14 protein-coding genes are annotated in these 16,962 nt (G+C 69.3%); 8 read left to right on the top strand and 6 right to left on the bottom strand.

What is annotated here, in order from left to right; genetic code table 11:
* Positions 1-113 precede the first annotated feature (113 nt).
* On the top strand, positions 114-1,424 hold the full coding sequence (locus ACYVF6_RS35045; protein ID WP_460527695.1) for a G5 domain-containing protein: 1,311 nt from the start codon (positions 114-116) through the stop codon (positions 1,422-1,424).
* Here ACYVF6_RS35045 and ACYVF6_RS35040 read toward each other — a convergent pair.
* Both ACYVF6_RS35040 and ACYVF6_RS35035 read right to left on the bottom strand, forming a co-directional pair.
* Complete coding sequence (locus ACYVF6_RS35040; RefSeq protein WP_460527693.1) at positions 1,405-3,291, bottom strand: glycoside hydrolase family 127 protein; 1,887 nt, start codon at positions 3,289-3,291, stop codon at positions 1,405-1,407. The two genes, ACYVF6_RS35045 and ACYVF6_RS35040, sit on opposite strands and share 20 nt — an antisense overlap.
* A gap of 61 nt (positions 3,292-3,352) precedes the next feature.
* On the bottom strand, positions 3,353-4,399 hold the full coding sequence (locus ACYVF6_RS35035; RefSeq protein WP_460527691.1) for a LacI family DNA-binding transcriptional regulator: 1,047 nt from the start codon (positions 4,397-4,399) through the stop codon (positions 3,353-3,355).
* Between the two features lie 201 nt (positions 4,400-4,600).
* Between ACYVF6_RS35035 and ACYVF6_RS35030 the strand changes: the two genes are divergently transcribed.
* From ACYVF6_RS35030 to ACYVF6_RS35020, 3 genes are all read left to right on the top strand, one after another.
* A complete protein-coding gene (locus ACYVF6_RS35030; protein ID WP_460527689.1) occupies positions 4,601-6,694 on the top strand; it encodes an MGH1-like glycoside hydrolase domain-containing protein in 2,094 nt (697 codons plus the stop codon).
* Between the two features lie 15 nt (positions 6,695-6,709).
* Positions 6,710-6,880 carry a hypothetical protein gene (locus tag ACYVF6_RS35025; RefSeq protein WP_460527687.1) on the top strand — a complete coding sequence of 57 codons (171 nt, stop codon included), beginning with the start codon at positions 6,710-6,712 and terminating at the stop codon, positions 6,878-6,880.
* A 64-nt stretch (positions 6,881-6,944) separates the two neighbouring features.
* Complete coding sequence (locus ACYVF6_RS35020) at positions 6,945-7,574, top strand: G5 domain-containing protein (RefSeq protein ID WP_460527685.1); 630 nt, start codon at positions 6,945-6,947, stop codon at positions 7,572-7,574.
* A gap of 22 nt (positions 7,575-7,596) precedes the next feature.
* On the opposite strand, the gene ACYVF6_RS35015 is transcribed toward ACYVF6_RS35020, so the two are convergent.
* A complete protein-coding gene (locus tag ACYVF6_RS35015; protein ID WP_460527683.1) occupies positions 7,597-8,442 on the bottom strand; it encodes an SMP-30/gluconolactonase/LRE family protein in 846 nt (281 codons plus the stop codon).
* A 77-nt stretch (positions 8,443-8,519) separates the two neighbouring features.
* The gene (locus ACYVF6_RS35010) at positions 8,520-9,368 is read right to left on the bottom strand and encodes a LysR family transcriptional regulator (protein WP_460527681.1); all 849 of its coding nucleotides are present in this window, start codon (positions 9,366-9,368) and stop codon (positions 8,520-8,522) included.
* A 71-nt stretch (positions 9,369-9,439) separates the two neighbouring features.
* On the opposite strand from ACYVF6_RS35010, the gene ACYVF6_RS35005 reads away from it, so the two are divergent.
* Complete coding sequence (locus ACYVF6_RS35005; protein WP_460527679.1) at positions 9,440-10,183, top strand: Rossmann-fold NAD(P)-binding domain-containing protein; 744 nt, start codon at positions 9,440-9,442, stop codon at positions 10,181-10,183.
* On the opposite strand, the gene ACYVF6_RS35000 is transcribed toward ACYVF6_RS35005, so the two are convergent.
* A complete protein-coding gene (locus ACYVF6_RS35000) occupies positions 10,155-12,839 on the bottom strand; it encodes a hypothetical protein (RefSeq protein WP_460527677.1) in 2,685 nt (894 codons plus the stop codon). The two genes, ACYVF6_RS35005 and ACYVF6_RS35000, sit on opposite strands and share 29 nt — an antisense overlap.
* 102 nt (positions 12,840-12,941) lie before the next feature.
* Between ACYVF6_RS35000 and ACYVF6_RS34995 the strand changes: the two genes are divergently transcribed.
* The 3 genes from ACYVF6_RS34995 to ACYVF6_RS34985 are packed head-to-tail and all read left to right on the top strand — an operon-like array spanning position 12,942 to position 15,953.
* Complete coding sequence (locus ACYVF6_RS34995; protein WP_460527675.1) at positions 12,942-14,231, top strand: enolase-like domain-containing protein; 1,290 nt, start codon at positions 12,942-12,944, stop codon at positions 14,229-14,231.
* 21 nt (positions 14,232-14,252) lie between these two features.
* Positions 14,253-15,047 (top strand): SDR family NAD(P)-dependent oxidoreductase, encoded by a 795-nt coding sequence (locus ACYVF6_RS34990; RefSeq protein ID WP_460527673.1) that lies wholly within the window; start codon positions 14,253-14,255, stop codon positions 15,045-15,047.
* Between the two features lie 18 nt (positions 15,048-15,065).
* Positions 15,066-15,953 (top strand): Vgb family protein, encoded by an 888-nt coding sequence (locus ACYVF6_RS34985; protein WP_460527672.1) that lies wholly within the window; start codon positions 15,066-15,068, stop codon positions 15,951-15,953.
* On the opposite strand, the gene ACYVF6_RS34980 is transcribed toward ACYVF6_RS34985, so the two are convergent.
* Positions 15,950-16,939, bottom strand: coding sequence for an aminoglycoside phosphotransferase/kinase family protein (locus tag ACYVF6_RS34980; RefSeq protein WP_460527671.1), 990 nt, complete (start codon positions 16,937-16,939; stop codon positions 15,950-15,952). The genes ACYVF6_RS34985 and ACYVF6_RS34980 overlap by 4 nt on opposite strands.
* Between the last annotated feature and the right edge of the window lie 23 nt (positions 16,940-16,962).

Below are 16,962 nucleotides of genomic sequence, written 5' to 3'. Positions count from 1 at the left end.
TCGCTCCGGATGGCGTCTACCATCAGACGTGCAAGTGGGAGGGGACCAGAGTGGACTGGCGCGTTCGCTGGGCTGAACGCGAAAATGCGCGACGCCGCAACGCATACGAAGCGGTGACGGCAGGTTGGCTCTACGTCAACAACGAGTTGCGCAAGATGATCGAGGCCGCGCGGGTGTTCGACGGGTTGCCGCTGCGGCAAGCGCCGGACTGGCTGGATCTGCGTCGCGGTGAGCGGTTGCTCTGGCTGGGTTCCGACGGTGACGTGGTGGAGACGCGCGGTTGGAAAGGGCTGACGGAGCCCAGCTACGCGGACTTGACGACAAGAGACCTGCTCGGACCGTTCGACCGCCGGGCACCCTCCCGGCTCGAGGTGATGGGCACCGGACCGATCGTCGTGACCGACCAGCGTGTGGTCGTCGCGACCCGTCCGCTGCAGGAGTGGACGTACTCCAGCGTCGACCGCCTGGCGCAGCTTCCGAACGTGCCGTGCACCCTGCTGGGTAACAGCGGCAGCACCCGGGTGTCCGGTTTGCTGCTGGATCCGGCCAATGCGCCCTACTTCCGGTTCAGCCTCGCGCTCGCGCTGGCCGATCAGGCCGGCAGACGGGGTGGGCTGGTCGCGCTGCTGGAACGACACCTGGCCTCGCATCAGCTGACCCGGCCGGCCAGGCCCGTGGCGGTCGAACCGAAGGACGTACCAAACCTCGGGTGGTGGCTGCTGGGCCTGCTCGCAACGGTGTTCGCCGGACCACGTGGTGCGACGTCGAGGCGCCGGCTCGTTCACCTCGGTGCGACGGTCGCCGTACTGTTCGGAGTGGCTGCCCTCGTGGTGCCGCGGGCCGTCGGCGGGCCGGACGAGCAAAGCCTCGCGTCGTTACCGAACCCGGGAACGAACGTCACGACCCGGCCGCCCTCGACAACTCCGACCCGACCACCGAGTCCCACGCCGACGACGGCCGAGCGGCCGGTCACCCGTACCGAGGCGATCCCGTTCGAGACCCGCACCGTAAGGGATCCGGCGCTGGAGCAGGGCAAGCAGAAGGTACGGACGGCCGGTGTCCCGGGCGTCCGGCAGCTCACCTATCAGGTCACCTACGCCTCCGGGCGCGAGACCGCGCGCCGGCTCGTGCGTAACGAGGTGCTCCGGGAGCCGGTTACGCAGGTCGTCGCGATCGGTTCCCGAGAGCCACCACCCGCACCCAAGCCACGTAAGCCGGCGTGCGATCCGAACTACGGCGGCGCCTGCGTACCGATCGCGAGCGATGTCGACTGCGCCGGCAGCCGGGAGGACGGCCCGGCATACGTGGAGGGTCCGGTCTACGTGATCGGCCGCGACATCTACCGCCTGGATCGCAACCGTGACGGCGTTGGCTGCGACCCGTCGAAACGACGTCGCGTGTCGCTCAGCCGATCAGCGGGATGAAGACGCGCATCGGGCCGGGCTCGCGGTTCGCCCATGCGTAGTAGGGGATCGCGGTCACCTCGACGGGCTGGGCCGGGGTGACCGCGGTCTCCGCGGTTGCCGAGAACTCGCGGTAGAGCGGCCCGTCGTCCGCGCCGATCGCCAGCCCGGTCGTCCGCAGCGCCACCACACGGTCCGGCAGCTCGTCGTGCCCGGAAGGCTTCCAGTCCTCCGTTCCGGCGAGCCGCAGGTCGGCGACCGAGACGTCGCCGTGGTCGGCCTGCTCGACGCAGTAGACCAGCGGCCCACGGGTCAGCGCTACCCGACGATGGCCGGTAACGACCCGGGGATGCGTGGCCAGCAGGCGGTTCGGCAGCTCGAAGCGCAACTGTACGGAGTCACCGGCCTGCCAGGTGCGATGCAGGACGAGATAGCCGTCGCGCAGCTCCGCGGCCACGGCGTCGCCGTTGACCGACACAACGATCTCGCCCGCCCAGGCCGGGGCGGGTAGCCGCAGCGCGAACTCCGCGGGAGCGTCGACCGAGATCCGGAGGGAGACGTTGCCCTGCCAGGGCAGCTCGGACTCCACGTCCAGGCCGACCGCCGTACCGTCGGCCAGCGACAGCGCCGCCGACCCGCCGAGGTAGAGCTGCACCCACACGCCCTCGTCGTCGGTCGTGTAGGCGTAGCCGGCGAGCGACGCCAGCAGCCGTGCGATGTTCGGCGGGCAGCAGGCGCACTCGAACCACGGCTGCCTGCGGTGCCGGCCGGCGTCGGCCAGGGGGTTCTGGTAGAAGAACTCCGTTCCCGACTGTGCCAGTCCGGGCAGAACACCGTTGTACAACGCGGTTTCCAGCGCGTCGCGGTACTTCCCGTCGCCGGTCAGCAACAGCATCCGCCAGGCCAGGAACAGGTGCGCGATCGCCGCGCAGGTCTCGTTGTAGGCGCGGTCGGGTAGCTCGTACGCGTCGCCGAACGCCTCGCCGTCCCACCGCGCGCCGATGCCGCCGGTCACCGCTGTCTTGTGCGCGCTGATGTCGTTCCACAGCCGTTCCAGTGCCGACCGCAGCGAGGCGTCGCCCGTCTCCAGTACGAGATCCGCCATCGCGGCGTAGAGGTAGAGCGCTCGCACCGCGTGTCCGGTGGCGAACGTCTGATCCCGAGGCGACGCGTGGTCGAGGAGGTACTCGTCACCGTCGAGCACACCCTGACCGCGCGAGTCGACCTGCCAGCCGGCCAGCTCGAGCCACTTGCGCTCACCGGTGACGCGGTAGAGCTCGACGAGTGCCATCTCCAGGCACGGATGCCCGCACGTCCCCGGCACCGAGCCCGGAGTGAAGCGGTCGAACACGTGCTCACAGGCATGTACCGCCACGTCCAGCAGGGTGCGCTTGCCGGTCGCCCGGACGTGCGCGACCGCCGCCTGCACCAGATGGCCGATGCAGTACATCTCGTGCTTGACCACCAGGTCCGTCCACCGCTCGGCAACCCGGTCGACCGAGAAGTACGTGTTGAGGTAGCCGTCGGCGCCCTGTGCGCCGGCAAACAACTCGATCGCGACATCGAGGGTCTCGGCAAGCTCTCCGTCCGGATGCGCCGCCAGGCTCCACGACGCAGCCTCGGCCCACTTGTACACATCGGAGTCGGAGTAGTACCTGCCGTGGAACGGCTCGTCGACCCGCCCCGCCGCCCGGCCGAAGTTCAGCAACGCGCCGGTCGACTCGCACTGGGCGTGCTCGGCCGGGATCGTCTCGGTCCGGTTCCGCTCGATCAACGGCTGCCAGAACGGGTCACGCAACCGCACGTCGCCGACGCCGATCGGCCGGAGCCTGGCGTACGGACTCCGCGAGGTGTCGACAACGGGCGCGTTGGAGGCAGAGGTGTGCATACGGAACCACTTTCGTCAACGATCACGAGAGAGCAACGTGAGAAACAGATCTGGGAAACGCCTACGCGTCGGGCACCAGGGGACCGCCCACCCAGAGCGGGTCGTCGGCGATCGGTGCGGGGCACGACGCCCGGACGGCGATCGAGCAGGGCAGCCTTTGCACGCCGGGCCGCAGCCCGGTCTCGAGCGACTCCAGCAACGTCCGGCCCACGACCAGGCCCAGTTGGTAGAGGTTCATGTCGATCGAGGTGAGCGACGGCCGGGTCGATGCCGCGAGCAACGTCCAGTTGTCGAAGCCGATCAGCGCGATGTCGTCCGGCACGCGTTTGCCCAACTGGGCCAGGCCGTCCGCCGTGCCGCGAGCGATCTGGTCACTGCCGCAGAAAATGCCGTCGATGTCGGGCAGCCGCTCGAGCAGCTCAGGCAGCGCGGTGTAGCCGGCCGCCTCGCTGAACCCGCCGTGCACGATGTGCGAGTCGGGCAATTCCAGGTCGGCCTCGGCCAGGGCGGCCCGGGCGCCGACGATGCGGTCGCGGACGGCGAGGTAGCTCACCGGCCCGGTCAGGTGCGCGATCCGCCTGCAGCCTTGCCGGATCAGGTGCCGCGCCGCCAGCCGGCCGCCCTGCTCGTCGTCGACGGTGATGCTCGTGTCGCGTTCGTCGGAGGAGGTCGTGTAGGCATAGATGACAGGGAACGGCAGGTCGCGCCCGGCCCGCGGCGCCGGATCGGTGGCCCTGCCGGTCACGATCAGCCCGTCGACCCGGCGTTCGGCGAGTGCGCCGAGGTAGTGGCGCTCGCGGACGGCGTCGCGGCGGGCGTCGCACAGCAGCAGGCTGCACAGGTCGGACGACAGGGCGTCCTCGACACCGCCGAGCAACGCGGGCGTGAAGCGCCCGTAGCCGTCGCGGGTGAGCAGACCGACGGTATAGGTCCGCCCGCTGGTGAGCGACGTGGCGTTGCGGTTGGGCCGGTAGTCCAGGTCGCGGGCGACCTGCGCGATCCGCTCGCGGGTCTCCGGCCGCATCCGGCCCTTGCCGTTGAGAGCCTTGGACGCCGTCGACACCGAAACGCCCGCACTCCGTGCGACAGCCCGAATCGTCGCGGCCATGCATCCTCCGAACCAAGAACGGTGACGCTTTGGGAAAATGGGTTAACCAGCTGCGGGCCAGATTACATGGATAGCTGATGATCACAATCGGGAAATCAGTTTCTCAAAGGTGAACCGTTGACCGCCGTGTTCGGCCTGGCCTAGCGTCTCGCATTGCTCGCATCGATCCTCCGGCATCGCGCTCTCCGGGGTGAAAGGTTGATGGACACAGAGGGTTTCCCGCTCGACGACTACACGCCGTACGGCTATCTCGACGTACCAGGGCACACCAGGAAGCTGACGCCGAAAGGTGTGCTCCGGACGAAGGACGCCGGGTTCTGCTGGCACCACCCCGCGCTGGGCACCGGCTACGGCGGCCGGAAGGAGAACTATCGAGCATGGTTGCGGATCGGGCTGGACGGCGCGCTCGAGCTGGCCGAGTTCGACCGGGTGGCCGCGCCATATCACTCCAAGGGCCTGCTGCGCTTCGAGCTCGCGAAGGGCGGCGCCCGGGCCGAGGCGGAGTTCTTCCTGATCGGTGACGACGTTGTCTGCGCGTGGATTGCCGCCGACGCCGGGCAGAGGCTGACCGTGCAGGCGGGATACAGCCGGGTGATCGCGGCCGATCAGGGCTGGGGCGAGTCCGGCCTGGTAGGACGCACGGCCGGCGACTGCGTTGTCCTGCAGGCGTTCGAGGACGGCGAGGCGTTCGCGCTACAGGTGGCCGACGGCCCGGCGTCGTTGGTGACCACGGTCGAGGCGACCGGCGGCATCAGCCTCCCGGACGGCACGGTGACGGTGGTCGGCGCGCGTGGCGAGAGCGTCGAGGTGCACGGCACGGCCACGGCTCCGGCAGGGGTGGGGGAGTACATCGCGTTCCTGGCCCGCGGCCGGACCGCGGACGAGGCGATCGAACGGCTTCGCCAGGCTCGGCGCGAGGTCGAGGTCGTACACGCGGCCCGGCTCGCTGCCGACGACCGGTTCTGGGCGTCCGCGCCCAGGCTCGCCGGTGACTGGCCGGCGCACTGGCGGCGTGGGCTGGTCTACGACCTGGAAACCCTGCGGATGATGGTGAAACCACCGGCCGGGATCTACCGGCGGTCGTGGGACGCGATGCAGATCCAGGCGCCGCGGGTGGTGCTGGCCGAGGCCGCGATCGACGCGTTCCTGCTCGGGTACGCCGACCCCGAGCTGGCGCAGGAGCTGATGCTCGGCACGTTCGCCGACGCGCCGCTGCCGCAGGTGCCGTGCTCGCGGGAGGACGGTAGCTACAACATGGTGTCGGCCGACGGCTCGGTGTGCGGAACCGGACCGCAGTGGGGCTACCCCTGGCAGGTGATCCGGCACCTGTACACGTTACGGCCGGACGACGAGTGGCTGCGCAAGCTGTATCCGTACCTCTCGGTCTATCTGGACTGGTGGCACGCGAACCGGCGCGATGCCGAGGGCTGGCTGGTGCACGCGTGCAGCTGGGAGTCCGGTCAGGACCTGTCGCCGCGGTTCGGCGAGCAGCCGCTCGGTGGCGGCCATCCGACCTGGCAGGTGCGGCCGGCCGACCTGCAGGCGGCGTTCGCCGACGCGGCCGCGACGATGGTGCAGCTCGCGTCCGCGCTGGCGTACCGGCACGATGCCGAACGCTGGCGACGGCTGGCCGGCGAGTTCCGGGAGCGCACCGAGCAGCTGTGGAACGGCAGTCGTTACGCCGATCAGGACGGCCGGACGGGTGCGTTCACCGAGGTGGAAGACGTCATGCTGCTCGCGCCCGCCGCGCTCGGGCTCGCCCCGCCGGATCGCGTGCGGCACCTGGCCGCGGCCGTCCAGCAGGTCGACCCGGCCAACGTGCACTGGCCGATGTTCGCGTGGACGGCCGTCGACGCGGCCACGAACGCGGGCGAGCCGGCCACCGCGGCGGCGATCGCGGGCTCGATCGTCGAGCGGGCATACGGCTTCTGGGACGCGAGAGTGCACGCGCCGGACCGGACACTGCCCGGCGTCGCCTGCGAGTACTGGCCGCTGTCCGGACGCTGTGGTGGAGAGGGCTACGGCTGGGGCGCGTTCACCACCCACCTCCTGCTCGGCACGCTGATCGGACTGCGGCCGGACGCCGATGGGCTGTCGGTGTGCCCCAACCTTCCGGTCGAGCTTCGCGTGCCAGGACGGCGTTACGAGCTGCGCGTCACGCTGCGAGGGCTGCCGGTCGAGATCGGGCTGAAGCCGATGGCGTCCGGCGTCGAGGTCGTGGTGAACGGCCTGACCGCGGTGCTGGCCTGGTCGGAGGAGATCCACTGGCAGTGGGATGAGGTCGCCGGATCGTGAAGCAGTAATCGCACGGTGCTCGACGTCCTGGCGCGCGACTACACTGCCGAGCTCGCGTGGGGCACCGGGCGGCTCGCGGTGAGCACGCTCCGGTTCGACGGATCGACGGTGGACCAGCCGCTGGGTATCGCCCGCAACCCGGCGGCATGCCATCTACTGGCCGAATGGGTGCGGGCCTGCGTGTAACCGCCCGTACCGGCTCGCGTCTTGCGAAAGCAGGACATGCGCAGTCGATCAGGGGAGGGGCGAGATGCGCAGGATGTTGGGGGCGACAGCCGTGCTGTGCCTCGTACTGGCTGGATCCGCAGCCTGTGCGGGTGATCCCGACAGTACGGCCGGACAACTGACCGAGCAGACGCCGGCGGTCGAGACGACCACGGCGACCGCCCAACCGAAACCGACCCGGACGACCGAGCCCCCGTCGCCGACACCCGAGGTCATGACCGAACAGGTCACCGAGACCCGGACGATCCCTTATGGCAAACGCAACGTGTACGACTCGTCGCTCGACAAGGGCATCCGCAACCTGCGCACGCACGGCGTCGATGGTGTCAGGACCCTGACGTACGAAGTGACGACGGTCGACGGCGTGCAGACAGCGAGGAAGCTGCTCGGCGAGGAAGTGACGAAGCAGCCGGTCACGGAGGTCACTGTGATCGGCACGAAGGAGCAGCCGAAACCCAAGCCGAAGCCGAAACCGAAGCCGAAGAGCCAGTGCGACCCGAACTACGGCGGCTGCGTCCCGATCGCGAGCGATGTCGACTGTGCGGGCGGGAGCGGCAACGGGCCGGCGTACGTCGAAGGGCCGGTGGACGTGATCGGCGACGACATTTACGACCTTGACCGGGACAGCGATGGCGTAGCCTGCGAGGACGACTAGGCAGTGGGGCTAGGTTGTCTGGTCAGCTTCGGGGGCTGCGAAGGGCCGGAAGCGCGAGACCTTCAACCCCTGCGGGGATCCGGGTCAGATGCCACCGGCCAAGGTTAGCGGCGAGCAGGTCGGTGCCGTGGAAGGCGATGTTCGTCGGATGGCACAACAAGTGCGCGTCCGGATCGTCGGCCAGCACCGACCACTCGCCGCTTTCCGTTGTCAGCTTGAGGATCTTGCTGGGTTCGTAGCAGGCGACATAGAGCGCACCGTGCTGGTCGATGGCGAGACCGTCGGGGATCATGCCAGGGAGATCGGCGATGGTGGTCCTGGCCGTGGCGTACCCATGCTCGTCGATCCCGATCGCGGTGATCCGGCGCGCCCAGCTTTCGACGACGTACAGCGTGCGTTCGTCCTCCGACAAGGCCATGCCGTTGGCGAAGTTGAACGGGCCTTCGTGCCAGAGCTCTCCGGTGCCCGCAGGCTCGAAGCGGTAGATGCCGGGGCCCGGCTGGTTGGGGACGCCGTTGTCGCTGACGTAGACGCGGTCGCTGGCGTCGACTGCCACGTAGTTGGGCCCGACGATGCGGCGGCCGTCCGCTCCCGTGGCGAACTCCTCGAGCGTGCCGCCACGGGTGTCGAAACGGAAGACGGCGGCGTGGGCGAGGTCGCAGATGTAGAGGTTGAGCTGGGAGTCGAAGGCGAGGCCCAGGCAGAAGCCTCCGGTGGTGGCGACCTGCTCGATCTGCTCGCCGGCGGTGATCCGGTAGATCTGGCCCTGTTCGCCGCCGCACCAGACACTGCCGTCGGGATGGATCGCGATGCCCTCGGGGTGGTCCAGGCGAGGAGTGGTCAGGAGTCCGTCGAAGAAAACGTCCACCGGACATGTCGTACCACAGGTTCGCGCGCCGTTGTCGAGCGTCGACCGGGTTCGGTCGGTGCGTTCCTGCTGGGCGGTCACGCCTTCGCAACGGCCATCGACGCGCGGACGAAGGCAGCCACCGCAGCGGATCGGCTCCCCTCCTGCCAGGCGATCACCAACGTCGTCCTCGGTGCGTCGGGCACGGGAACGCAGACCAGATCCCGGCGCAGATGGGGCGCGATCGACTCGGGCACGATCGCGACGGCCCGGCCGAGCGCGATCAGCTGGGTCAGCTGGCCGGCCTCCTCGACCAGCTCGTCCGAGACGTTCAGCCCGCTCGTCTCGTCGACGCCCTGCCAGCGTGGGCTCGGCTCGCCGCGCAGATCCGCCAACGACAGAACCGGTTTCCGGGCCAGCCGGTGGTTCGCCGGCAACACAGCGACCTGGCGTTCGGTCAGGAGGTCCTCGTGGTCGAAGCCGCGCAGATCGTTGCGGGGCTTGTGCAGCAGAGCGACGTCGGCGCGGCCGTCGCGCAGCATGGCTTCGCGTCCGGCGAAGCTGGTGACGACATCGACCGGCAAGGCGCCGGGCATCGTGGTGTACTCGGCGAGAATCGCGGGCAGCAGCCCGGCGTCGGCGCCCGACTTCATCACCAGCACCAGCGCACGATCCGGCTGCCCTGCTCGCTGAGTAAGCCGGGCCGCGGCATCCAGCGCCTCCAGCGCGCGCCGGCCCTCCACCAGCAGCACCTCACCGGCGGCCGTCAACGAAACCTTGCGGCTGGTACGTTCGAGCAACGTCACGCCCAGCCGGCGTTCGAGCTGCCTGATCGCGCGTGACAGCGGTGGCTGCGCGATCCCCAGCCGCTCGGCCGCACGCCCGAAGTGCAGCTCCTCGGCCACCGCGACGAAGTAGGCGAGCTCACGCCCGTCCGGCCGTTCCATACCTTCAGAGTATTGGTGCCGACCCAACTCGGCATTGCTCGACGGCGACCTCGTAGGCGAGCCTGCAGGTCATGACAAGCGACCACATCGCGCTGGTGACCGGTGCGAACAAGGGCATCGGCCGCGCGATCGTCGAGCAGCTGGCCGGGCTGGGCTGGACCGTCGCGCTCGCCGCGCGCGACAACACGCGCGGTGAGACCGCGGTCGCCGAGCTGCGTCGGGCCGGATACGACGTCCGGTTCGTCCAGTTGGACGTGACCGACCAGGTATCCGTCGCCGCGGCGGCGGGCTGGGCCAAGGAGGAGTTCGGCCGGCTGGACGCCCTGGTCAACAACGCCGGTGTCTCCGGAGCGCTCGCCGCGCAGGTCCCCAGCACCGCGGACGTCGACGCCGTACGTGAGGTGTTCGAGACGAACGTGTTCGGCGTCCTGCGAGTCACCAACGCCATGCTTCCACTGCTTCGGGAGTCACCGGCACCGCGCGTGGTCAACGTCTCCAGCAGTGTCGGCTCGCTCGCCCGGATGACAGATCCCGGCCACTACTTCGCCAAGCTGCCCGGCTCCGCCGCCTACGCACCGTCGAAGACCGCGCTGAACTCGCTCACCGTGCAGTACGCCAAGGAGCTGAAGGGCTCCGGCATCCTTGTCAACGCCGCCGATCCCGGCCCGTGCGCGACCGACTTCACCAGGCACATTCCGCGGGACATCCCGCGGACGGCGGCAGACGGTGCGGTCGTGGCCGTTCGCCTGGCGACGCTGGGCGCGGACGGGCCTACCGGCGGCTTCTTCAACCAGGACGTGCAGGTGCCATGGTAGGCCACGGGATCCGTATCTCGCGTGGCACGCCGCCGGTCAGGTCAACGCGCACCCGGGTGTCGCCGGCCACGATCTCGGCCGGGCCGGACGTAGGCGCTCGAAGAGTCAGCACGAGCTCGGGTTCGACGGCCGTCACGTCGACGTCCGCTCCGCCGGCCGACGTCAGCGTCAACGGCAGCGGGCTCAGCCGGACGGTTCCGGCGGCTGCCTGGTAGAGGATCGGCAGTCGCAGCGAGTCGGCGCGGATGGCCAGGCGGTAGGCATCGGCGTAGCGGTCGTCGGCCAGTGCGCGCCGGGCGGCCGCCAGCGGATCCGACGCGAACGCGTCGCCGGTGCCCAGATCCTCCGCCACGTTGGCGATCGCGTCGGAGGCGTCGCGACGCCACTGGATCACCAGGCTGCGGTCGCGCTCGGCGTCCAGGTCGAGCCCGACCCGGTACAGCAGATCCCCGGCCGCGGTCGGGAACGCATAGGAGGCGGTCTTTCCGGCGAGCTGCTCGACCTCGGCGTAGTACGGGTGCCCGCGCTCGAGCTCCTCGACCGGGAACGAGAACGATGTCCAGCCGTCCCTGGCGACCTCGGCCGCCGGCAACGACCGCATCGCGACCACACGTTCCCTGGCCGCGCTGTCATAGATCGTCATCCGCAGCGGAGCCGGTGCGCCCACCCGCCGCGTACGCACGTCCAGCCGGTCCGCCAGCCGCAGCTCGCCCGCCGTGAAGGTCTGGGAAACAACTGTTTTCCCGCTGACCTCACCGTCGGCCGGCTCGTCGTGCACGACATCCCACGGCAGCCGGTCGTCGACGTACGGGTTGACCCACTCGGCCGCCGTCGTGCCGTAGTTGTACAGCGACGTGTAACGCGACCCGTTGACGTACGCCTGCCGCAACAGCAACGTCCTGTCCGGCGCGTGCCCGGACACCGAGCTCTCGAGGTTCGGGTTGGCGAGCCGGCCGAACTCCCGCAGCTTCTGCAGATGGAAGAAGCCACCAGGGCTGTAGTCGTTCAGCGAGATGTACTCCGCGCCCGGCCGCGCGTGCTTCACCACGCCCTGAGCCGAGCTCGGGTAGATCCCACTCCAGTAAGGCTCCTGCAGCCGCGAGTAGACCTCGCTGTGCACGTTGTGCCGCAGCAGGTCGGCCGGGAACTCGACGCCACCGGAGGTCGCCTCGATCCGTTCTCGCGGCAGGCCGGCGTAGAAGAGGTCGGCGAACAGCTGCTGGTGATGTGACTGGTTCTTGTACAGCCAGGCTTTCTCCGGTTCCGACAGCCCGTCGGCCGGATCCAGTGTCACACCGTCGCGTGAGGCAGCAGCGACGTTCGCGGGGTTGAAGTCGGCGAACAGGTCGCGCCGCTCGACGCCGTCGTTGTACGTCGTGTACGCGCCGTCGGCCACGCCGGCACCGTTGCGCTTGGACCAGTAGACGCTTTCGGCCGTCGTCGAGAACGCCAGCATCCGCCAGTCCTCGTTGGTCCGTTGCAGATCCCACAGCAGCGGCCGGATCTCGCCGAGGGAGTCGCCGGCCTTGCGCGCGTAGTACGCGTTCAGATCCGGGTTCCGCCAGGTCAGCCACGGCGTGTTGCCCCAGATGTTCGGCACCGACAGCCCGTAGCGCGGCTCGTACGAAGCGCCGAGCAGGTCCTGCAGCCGCTGTGTCTCGCCGCCCGGGTTGACGTAGGTGTCGCGATCCGGACCGGTCTGGTCCTGCGGGCTCCACAGCACCTGCTGATACGTCACGTCGCCGAAGTAGCCGCCCTTGCCGTCCGGTACGCGCGTCGGCGTGCCCTCCCAGTCCGAGGTCGACTCGATCGCGAACGGCAGGCCGGACTCCCTGCTGAGCGCGAGATAACGCTGGTAGTTCCTACGCAGCTGCTCCGCGGTGCGCACGGTGAAGTAGTCGAGGAACGCGATGCCGACCCCGGCCGAGCCGTTGGAGTGAATGTTGTCCTTCACATAGCCGATCCGGTCGCGGAAGACCTGGTCGGAGAGATAGTCCTGGCCCAGCACGAACACCACGCGGTCCGGCACGCGCAGGTGCTGCGCGCGGACGAGCCCGGGCAGGTCGGCGTAGGCCCAGATCTCGTTCAGGTACGCGGGTTCCGCGCCGGCGCCCTCGACCGTCACCTCGACCGTGCCGTCGCCGATGATGCCGGCGTCGCTGGTGTCGAGGAAGAAGCTGTTGTACGGCCCGCCGCCCGCGTCCTCGTCGGCCGGGTCCCGGACGTACTGCAACTGCCCGTCGAGATAGACCCGGAACCCGTACGCGACGCCCCAGGCGTCGTTCGGCCGGAGCTCGCGGAGCTGCAGCGTGAGCGGCGCCCGCTCGTCGACCCGCAACCGCGCGGTGAACCGTCCGCCCGAGACGACCGAACGCGCGGTGTACGGCTCGGTCAGCGCGCCCTGCTCGACGCTGCCCTGCCGCGCGGCGCTCTGCCCGGAAGCCGTGACGTGATGTGCCTGCTCGCTGCCCGTATCGCCCAGCACGACCCGATCGGTCACGCGGCCGGACGTGGTGGCCGCCGACTCCACAACGGGCTCCGGCCCGGCGGCCGCCGGCTTCGACCCGCCCGCCCACAGCCCGGTGAGGCACAGCAGCCCGGCCAGTCCGGCCAACCCGGTCAACAGAATGTGACGCCTACGGCTCGTCGCCCTCATCGCTTCATCGTGAGCGCGTCAACCGTCCCGGTCTCGCCGGCTGTCCGATCGCGGTCGTCCGTATTTACTCATCTGCGAGACCACTGGGTAGGGTCAGCGAGAGTGAGAATCACCGACATCCGCGCCACCACCGTGACCATGCCGCTGGAGGCGCCGCTCCTGCACTCCAACGGCTCCCACTGGGGCCGGTTCGTCCGCACCATTGTCGAGGTCGACACGGACGAGGGCATCACCGGCGTCGGCGAGATGGGCGGAGGTGGCGAGAGCGCGGAGCTCGCGTTCGCCGGGCTGCGGCCGTACCTCCTCGGCCACGATCCCTTCCAGCTCGAGCTGCTGCGGTTCGCGATCGCCAACCCGACCGCGTCGCTTTACAACAACCGCACGCAACTGCTCGCCGCGATCGAGTTCGCCTGCCTCGACATCTGTGGCAAGGCGCTCGGAACACCGGTCCACAACCTGCTCGGTGGCAAGGTGCGCGACCACGTGCCGTTCGCCAGCTACCTGTTCTTCCGCTACGACCACCCGGGAACCGGTCGCGGCGAGGTGCGGACGCCCGGGCAACTGGCCGAGCATGCGGTCGCGCTGAAGGAGCAGTACGGCTTCAGTACGCACAAGCTCAAGGGCGGTGTCTATCCGCCCGGCTACGAGCTGGCCTGCTATCGCGCACTTGCCGAAGCGCTGCCGGACGACCGGTTCCGCTACGACCCGAACGGCGCGCTGTCGGTCGAGGCGGCGATCCGCTTCGGCCGCGCGATCGAGGACCTGCCCAACGACTACTACGAGGACCCGACGTGGGGCTTCAACGGCATGCGCCAAGTGCGCGACGCGGTCGCGATTCCGCTTGCCACCAACACGATCGTGGTCAACTTCGAGCAGCTGGCCACCAACCTGCGGGACCCGGCATGCGACACGATCCTGCTCGACACGACGTTCTGGGGTGGGATCCGGCCTTGTGTGAAGGCGGCCGGAGTCTGCGAGACGTTCCAGCAGTCGATCGCGGTGCACTCATCGGGCGAGCTCGGCGTCCAGCTCGCCACCATGCTGCACCTCGGTGCCGTCCTGCCCACCTTGACACTGGCCGCCGACGCCCACTATCACCACCTGGCGGACGACGTCATCGTCGGCGGGAAGCTGCCGTACGAGAACGGCGCGATCGCGGTCCCCGACGGCCCGGGGCTCGGTGTCACCGTCGATCAGGACGCGCTCGCCCACTATGCCGAGCTGTACCAAAGGCTCGGCGGCTATCCCTACGACCGTGATCCGGCCCGGCCGCAGTGGTATCCACTGGTGCCGAACACCGACTGGGCGGGTACGGACCACGTCGACTCCAGTGCCCTGCCAGGGCTGGCCGACCTGGCGGACATCGAGCTGTACCGTCGGCCTGCCAGCTGACTTGCGGAAGGACCAACAACAATGGGTGACTTCGACGGAAAGGTCGCGATCGTCGCGGGTGGCGGTTCCGGCATCGGGCGGGCCGTGGTGGAGCGCCTCGCGGCCGGTGGCGCCGACGTCGTGTTCTGCTCCAACGACGAGGCGCAGGTTCGCGACACGCAAGCCGAGCTTGCCCAGCGCGACCTGCCGGTCACCGGGGTGGTGGCCGACGTCAGCCGCTCCGACGACGTGCGCCGCTTCGTCGAGGAAGCGGTCACACGCCACGGCGGGCTCGACGTTGTCGTCAACTCCGCCGGCATCCAGGCCTACGGCACGGTCGAGGAGACCACCGAGGAGCTGTGGGACCAGGTGCTCGCCGTCAACCTGAAGGCGATGTACCTCGTGGCACGCTTCGCGGTTCCACATCTTCGTGCCCGTGGCGGAGGCGCGATCGTCAACGTGTCGTCGGTGCAGGCGTTCGTCGCGCAGGACCGGGTGGCCGCGTACGCCGCGTCCAAGGGTGGCATCAACGCGCTCACCAAGGCGATGGCGGTCGACCATGCGAAGGACAACATCCGGGTCAACGTGATCTGCCCGGGCTCGGTCGACACCCCCATGCTGCGGTACGGCGCCAACCTGCACCGCGGCGATCGTACGGTCGACGACCTGGTCGCCGAATGGGGACGCAGCCATCCGCTGGGCCGGGTCGCGCGGCCCGCGGAGGTCGCCGAGCTGGCGGCGTTCCTGGCCAGCGATCGGGCGTCGTTCATCACCGGCTCGGAGCATCGCGTCGACGGCGGGCTGCTCGCGACCGTGCCGGTAGTGTTGCCCCAGTGAGGATGCAGTGAGGATGCGGTGAGGATCTCCGAGATCCGCGTCGCCGATGCCGACGCCGGTCCCTACAGCATCGTGACCGGACTCGACGGCTCGTTGTGGTTCACGTTGGTGCACGCGGGCCTGGTCGGCCGGCTTGGCCTCGACGGCGTGCTCGAGACGTATGCCCTCGAGCCGGCAGGCGGTGCGGATAGTGGTCCGTCGATCATCACGTCCGGTCCCGATGCCGCGCTGTGGTGCACGCTGACGAAGGCCGGCGCGATCGCGCGGATCTCGTTGCACGGCGAGGTGAGTGTCTTCCCGTTGCCGACGCCTGACTCCGGCCCGTTCGGCATCGCATCGGGTCCGGACGGTGCGCTGTGGTTCACCGAGATGTCGTCCGACCGGATCGGCCGGATCACGGTCGACGGTGAGGTGAGCGAGTTTCCCCTTCCCAGCCAGGGCGGCATGCCCTCGATGATTGCGCTGGGATCGGACGACGGGCTGTGGTTCCCGCTCAACCAGGCCAACGCGATCGGGCAGATCTCGGCGGACGGTGAGGTCGCGCTCCACCCGCTTCCGACGGAGAACGCGGCGCCGGTCGGCATCACGTGCGGCACCGATGGAGCGTTGTGGTTCGTCGAGATCGGGGCCGGGCAGATCGGGCGGCTGACGCCGGACGGCGACGTACGCGAGTTCCCGTTGCCGGATCGCGCCTCCCGGCCACACGCGATCATCGCCGATCCGGCCGGCGGTTGCTGGTTCACCGAATGGGGCGCGAACCGGGTCGGCTACATCACCGAGGACGGCCGGATCGAGGACTACGACCTGCCGACCCCGGAGTCGGAGCCGCACGGTCTCGCCATCGGCCCGGACGGTGCGATCTATGTCGCGCTCGAGATCGGCAGCATCGCGCGGCTCGAACGCTAGCGAAGCTCCGGCCAGTTGTGCTCGACTGGCGCGTATACGTTGAGGTACTTCCAGCGTGAGGCAGCGCCCTCGCTGTCCTGATGTTCGTCGCGGAAGTAGATGCTGTATCCGGAGATCTCGCGGAGGTACCACTCGGCGCGGTACATCTCCATGACGTACTCCCGAGGCTCGACCCGGCGGCCGGTGCCGCGCCGGTACGCCGCCAGGACTTCGGTGTTGTCGACGTCGAGCGCTCGTTGATGGCTGACGTGCAACAGCAGGCGAAGATCCAGCTCGCGAGGCGCGAGCAGCATAACGTTGTCGATCAGGCGGATGGTGCCTTCGGCGTCGAGCATCGTGTTCCCGCCGTGCGGTTCGCCCTGGTTGACGACCCACGGTTCGTCGGACGCGTAGAGCCGATCCACCAGGCTGTCGTGCAGCGCCTGCAGCTTCTGAATACCCGGCACGCATCCGGCGATCAACGCACGGGTGCGTTCCCCATAGGGACCGTCGCGCCAGGGGCGGTTCAGATCGTTGGCGATCAGCTCGTGCAGCTCGGGCTGCCGGTAGCCGGGTTCCCATCGCATCGCCAGGTCCGGCTCGATTGGGTACGCGTGCAGCCGGCCGACGGCTTCGGCGATCAGCGCGCGTTCCGGGCCGTGGAAGTCCGGGTTGCGGCCCTCGATGAATGGGAACACCGCGATCTCCCAGTCCGGCGACACCGCGCGGCGGAGCTCACCTGACCGGTCGCGCGTGGCTGCGTGTACGAACTCGAGGCCACGGTCGTGGAGAATCGCCGCCGTGCGGTAGGCGTCCCGGAGGAACAGGGCGCCCCACATCGGATCGGCCTTGACGAACCACTTCGTACCGTCGACGGCCGTGACGACCCAGTTGTAGCTGCCATGTCCAACGGGAGCGTAGGTAGTGTCGGCGGGTTCGATGTCCCAGTAGTGGCCGACACACCAGGCGACGTCTTCGGCTGTGAGATCCGGGGGAGTATCGAGCATGTCTGGCACGCTAACCAGCCGGC

This window comes from Flindersiella endophytica (assembly GCF_054779015.1).
The sequence above is the reverse complement of the archived record's forward strand: the minus strand, read 5'-3'. Positions and strand labels throughout refer to the sequence as shown.

Coding starts and splice junctions, on each gene's coding strand:
- ACYVF6_RS35030 (WP_460527689.1), top strand. CDS start 4,601: ATGGACACAGAGGGTTTCCCGCTCGACGACTACACGCCGTACGGCTAT.
- ACYVF6_RS35010 (WP_460527681.1), bottom strand. CDS start 9,368: ATGGAACGGCCGGACGGGCGTGAGCTCGCCTACTTCGTCGCGGTGGCC.
- ACYVF6_RS35035 (WP_460527691.1), bottom strand. CDS start 4,399: ATGGCCGCGACGATTCGGGCTGTCGCACGGAGTGCGGGCGTTTCGGTG.
- ACYVF6_RS35040 (WP_460527693.1), bottom strand. CDS start 3,291: ATGCACACCTCTGCCTCCAACGCGCCCGTTGTCGACACCTCGCGGAGT.
- ACYVF6_RS34980 (WP_460527671.1), bottom strand. CDS start 16,939: ATGCTCGATACTCCCCCGGATCTCACAGCCGAAGACGTCGCCTGGTGT.
- ACYVF6_RS34990 (WP_460527673.1), top strand. CDS start 14,253: ATGGGTGACTTCGACGGAAAGGTCGCGATCGTCGCGGGTGGCGGTTCC.
- ACYVF6_RS35000 (WP_460527677.1), bottom strand. CDS start 12,839: ATGAGGGCGACGAGCCGTAGGCGTCACATTCTGTTGACCGGGTTGGCC.
- ACYVF6_RS35020 (WP_460527685.1), top strand. CDS start 6,945: ATGCGCAGGATGTTGGGGGCGACAGCCGTGCTGTGCCTCGTACTGGCT.
- ACYVF6_RS35005 (WP_460527679.1), top strand. CDS start 9,440: ATGACAAGCGACCACATCGCGCTGGTGACCGGTGCGAACAAGGGCATC.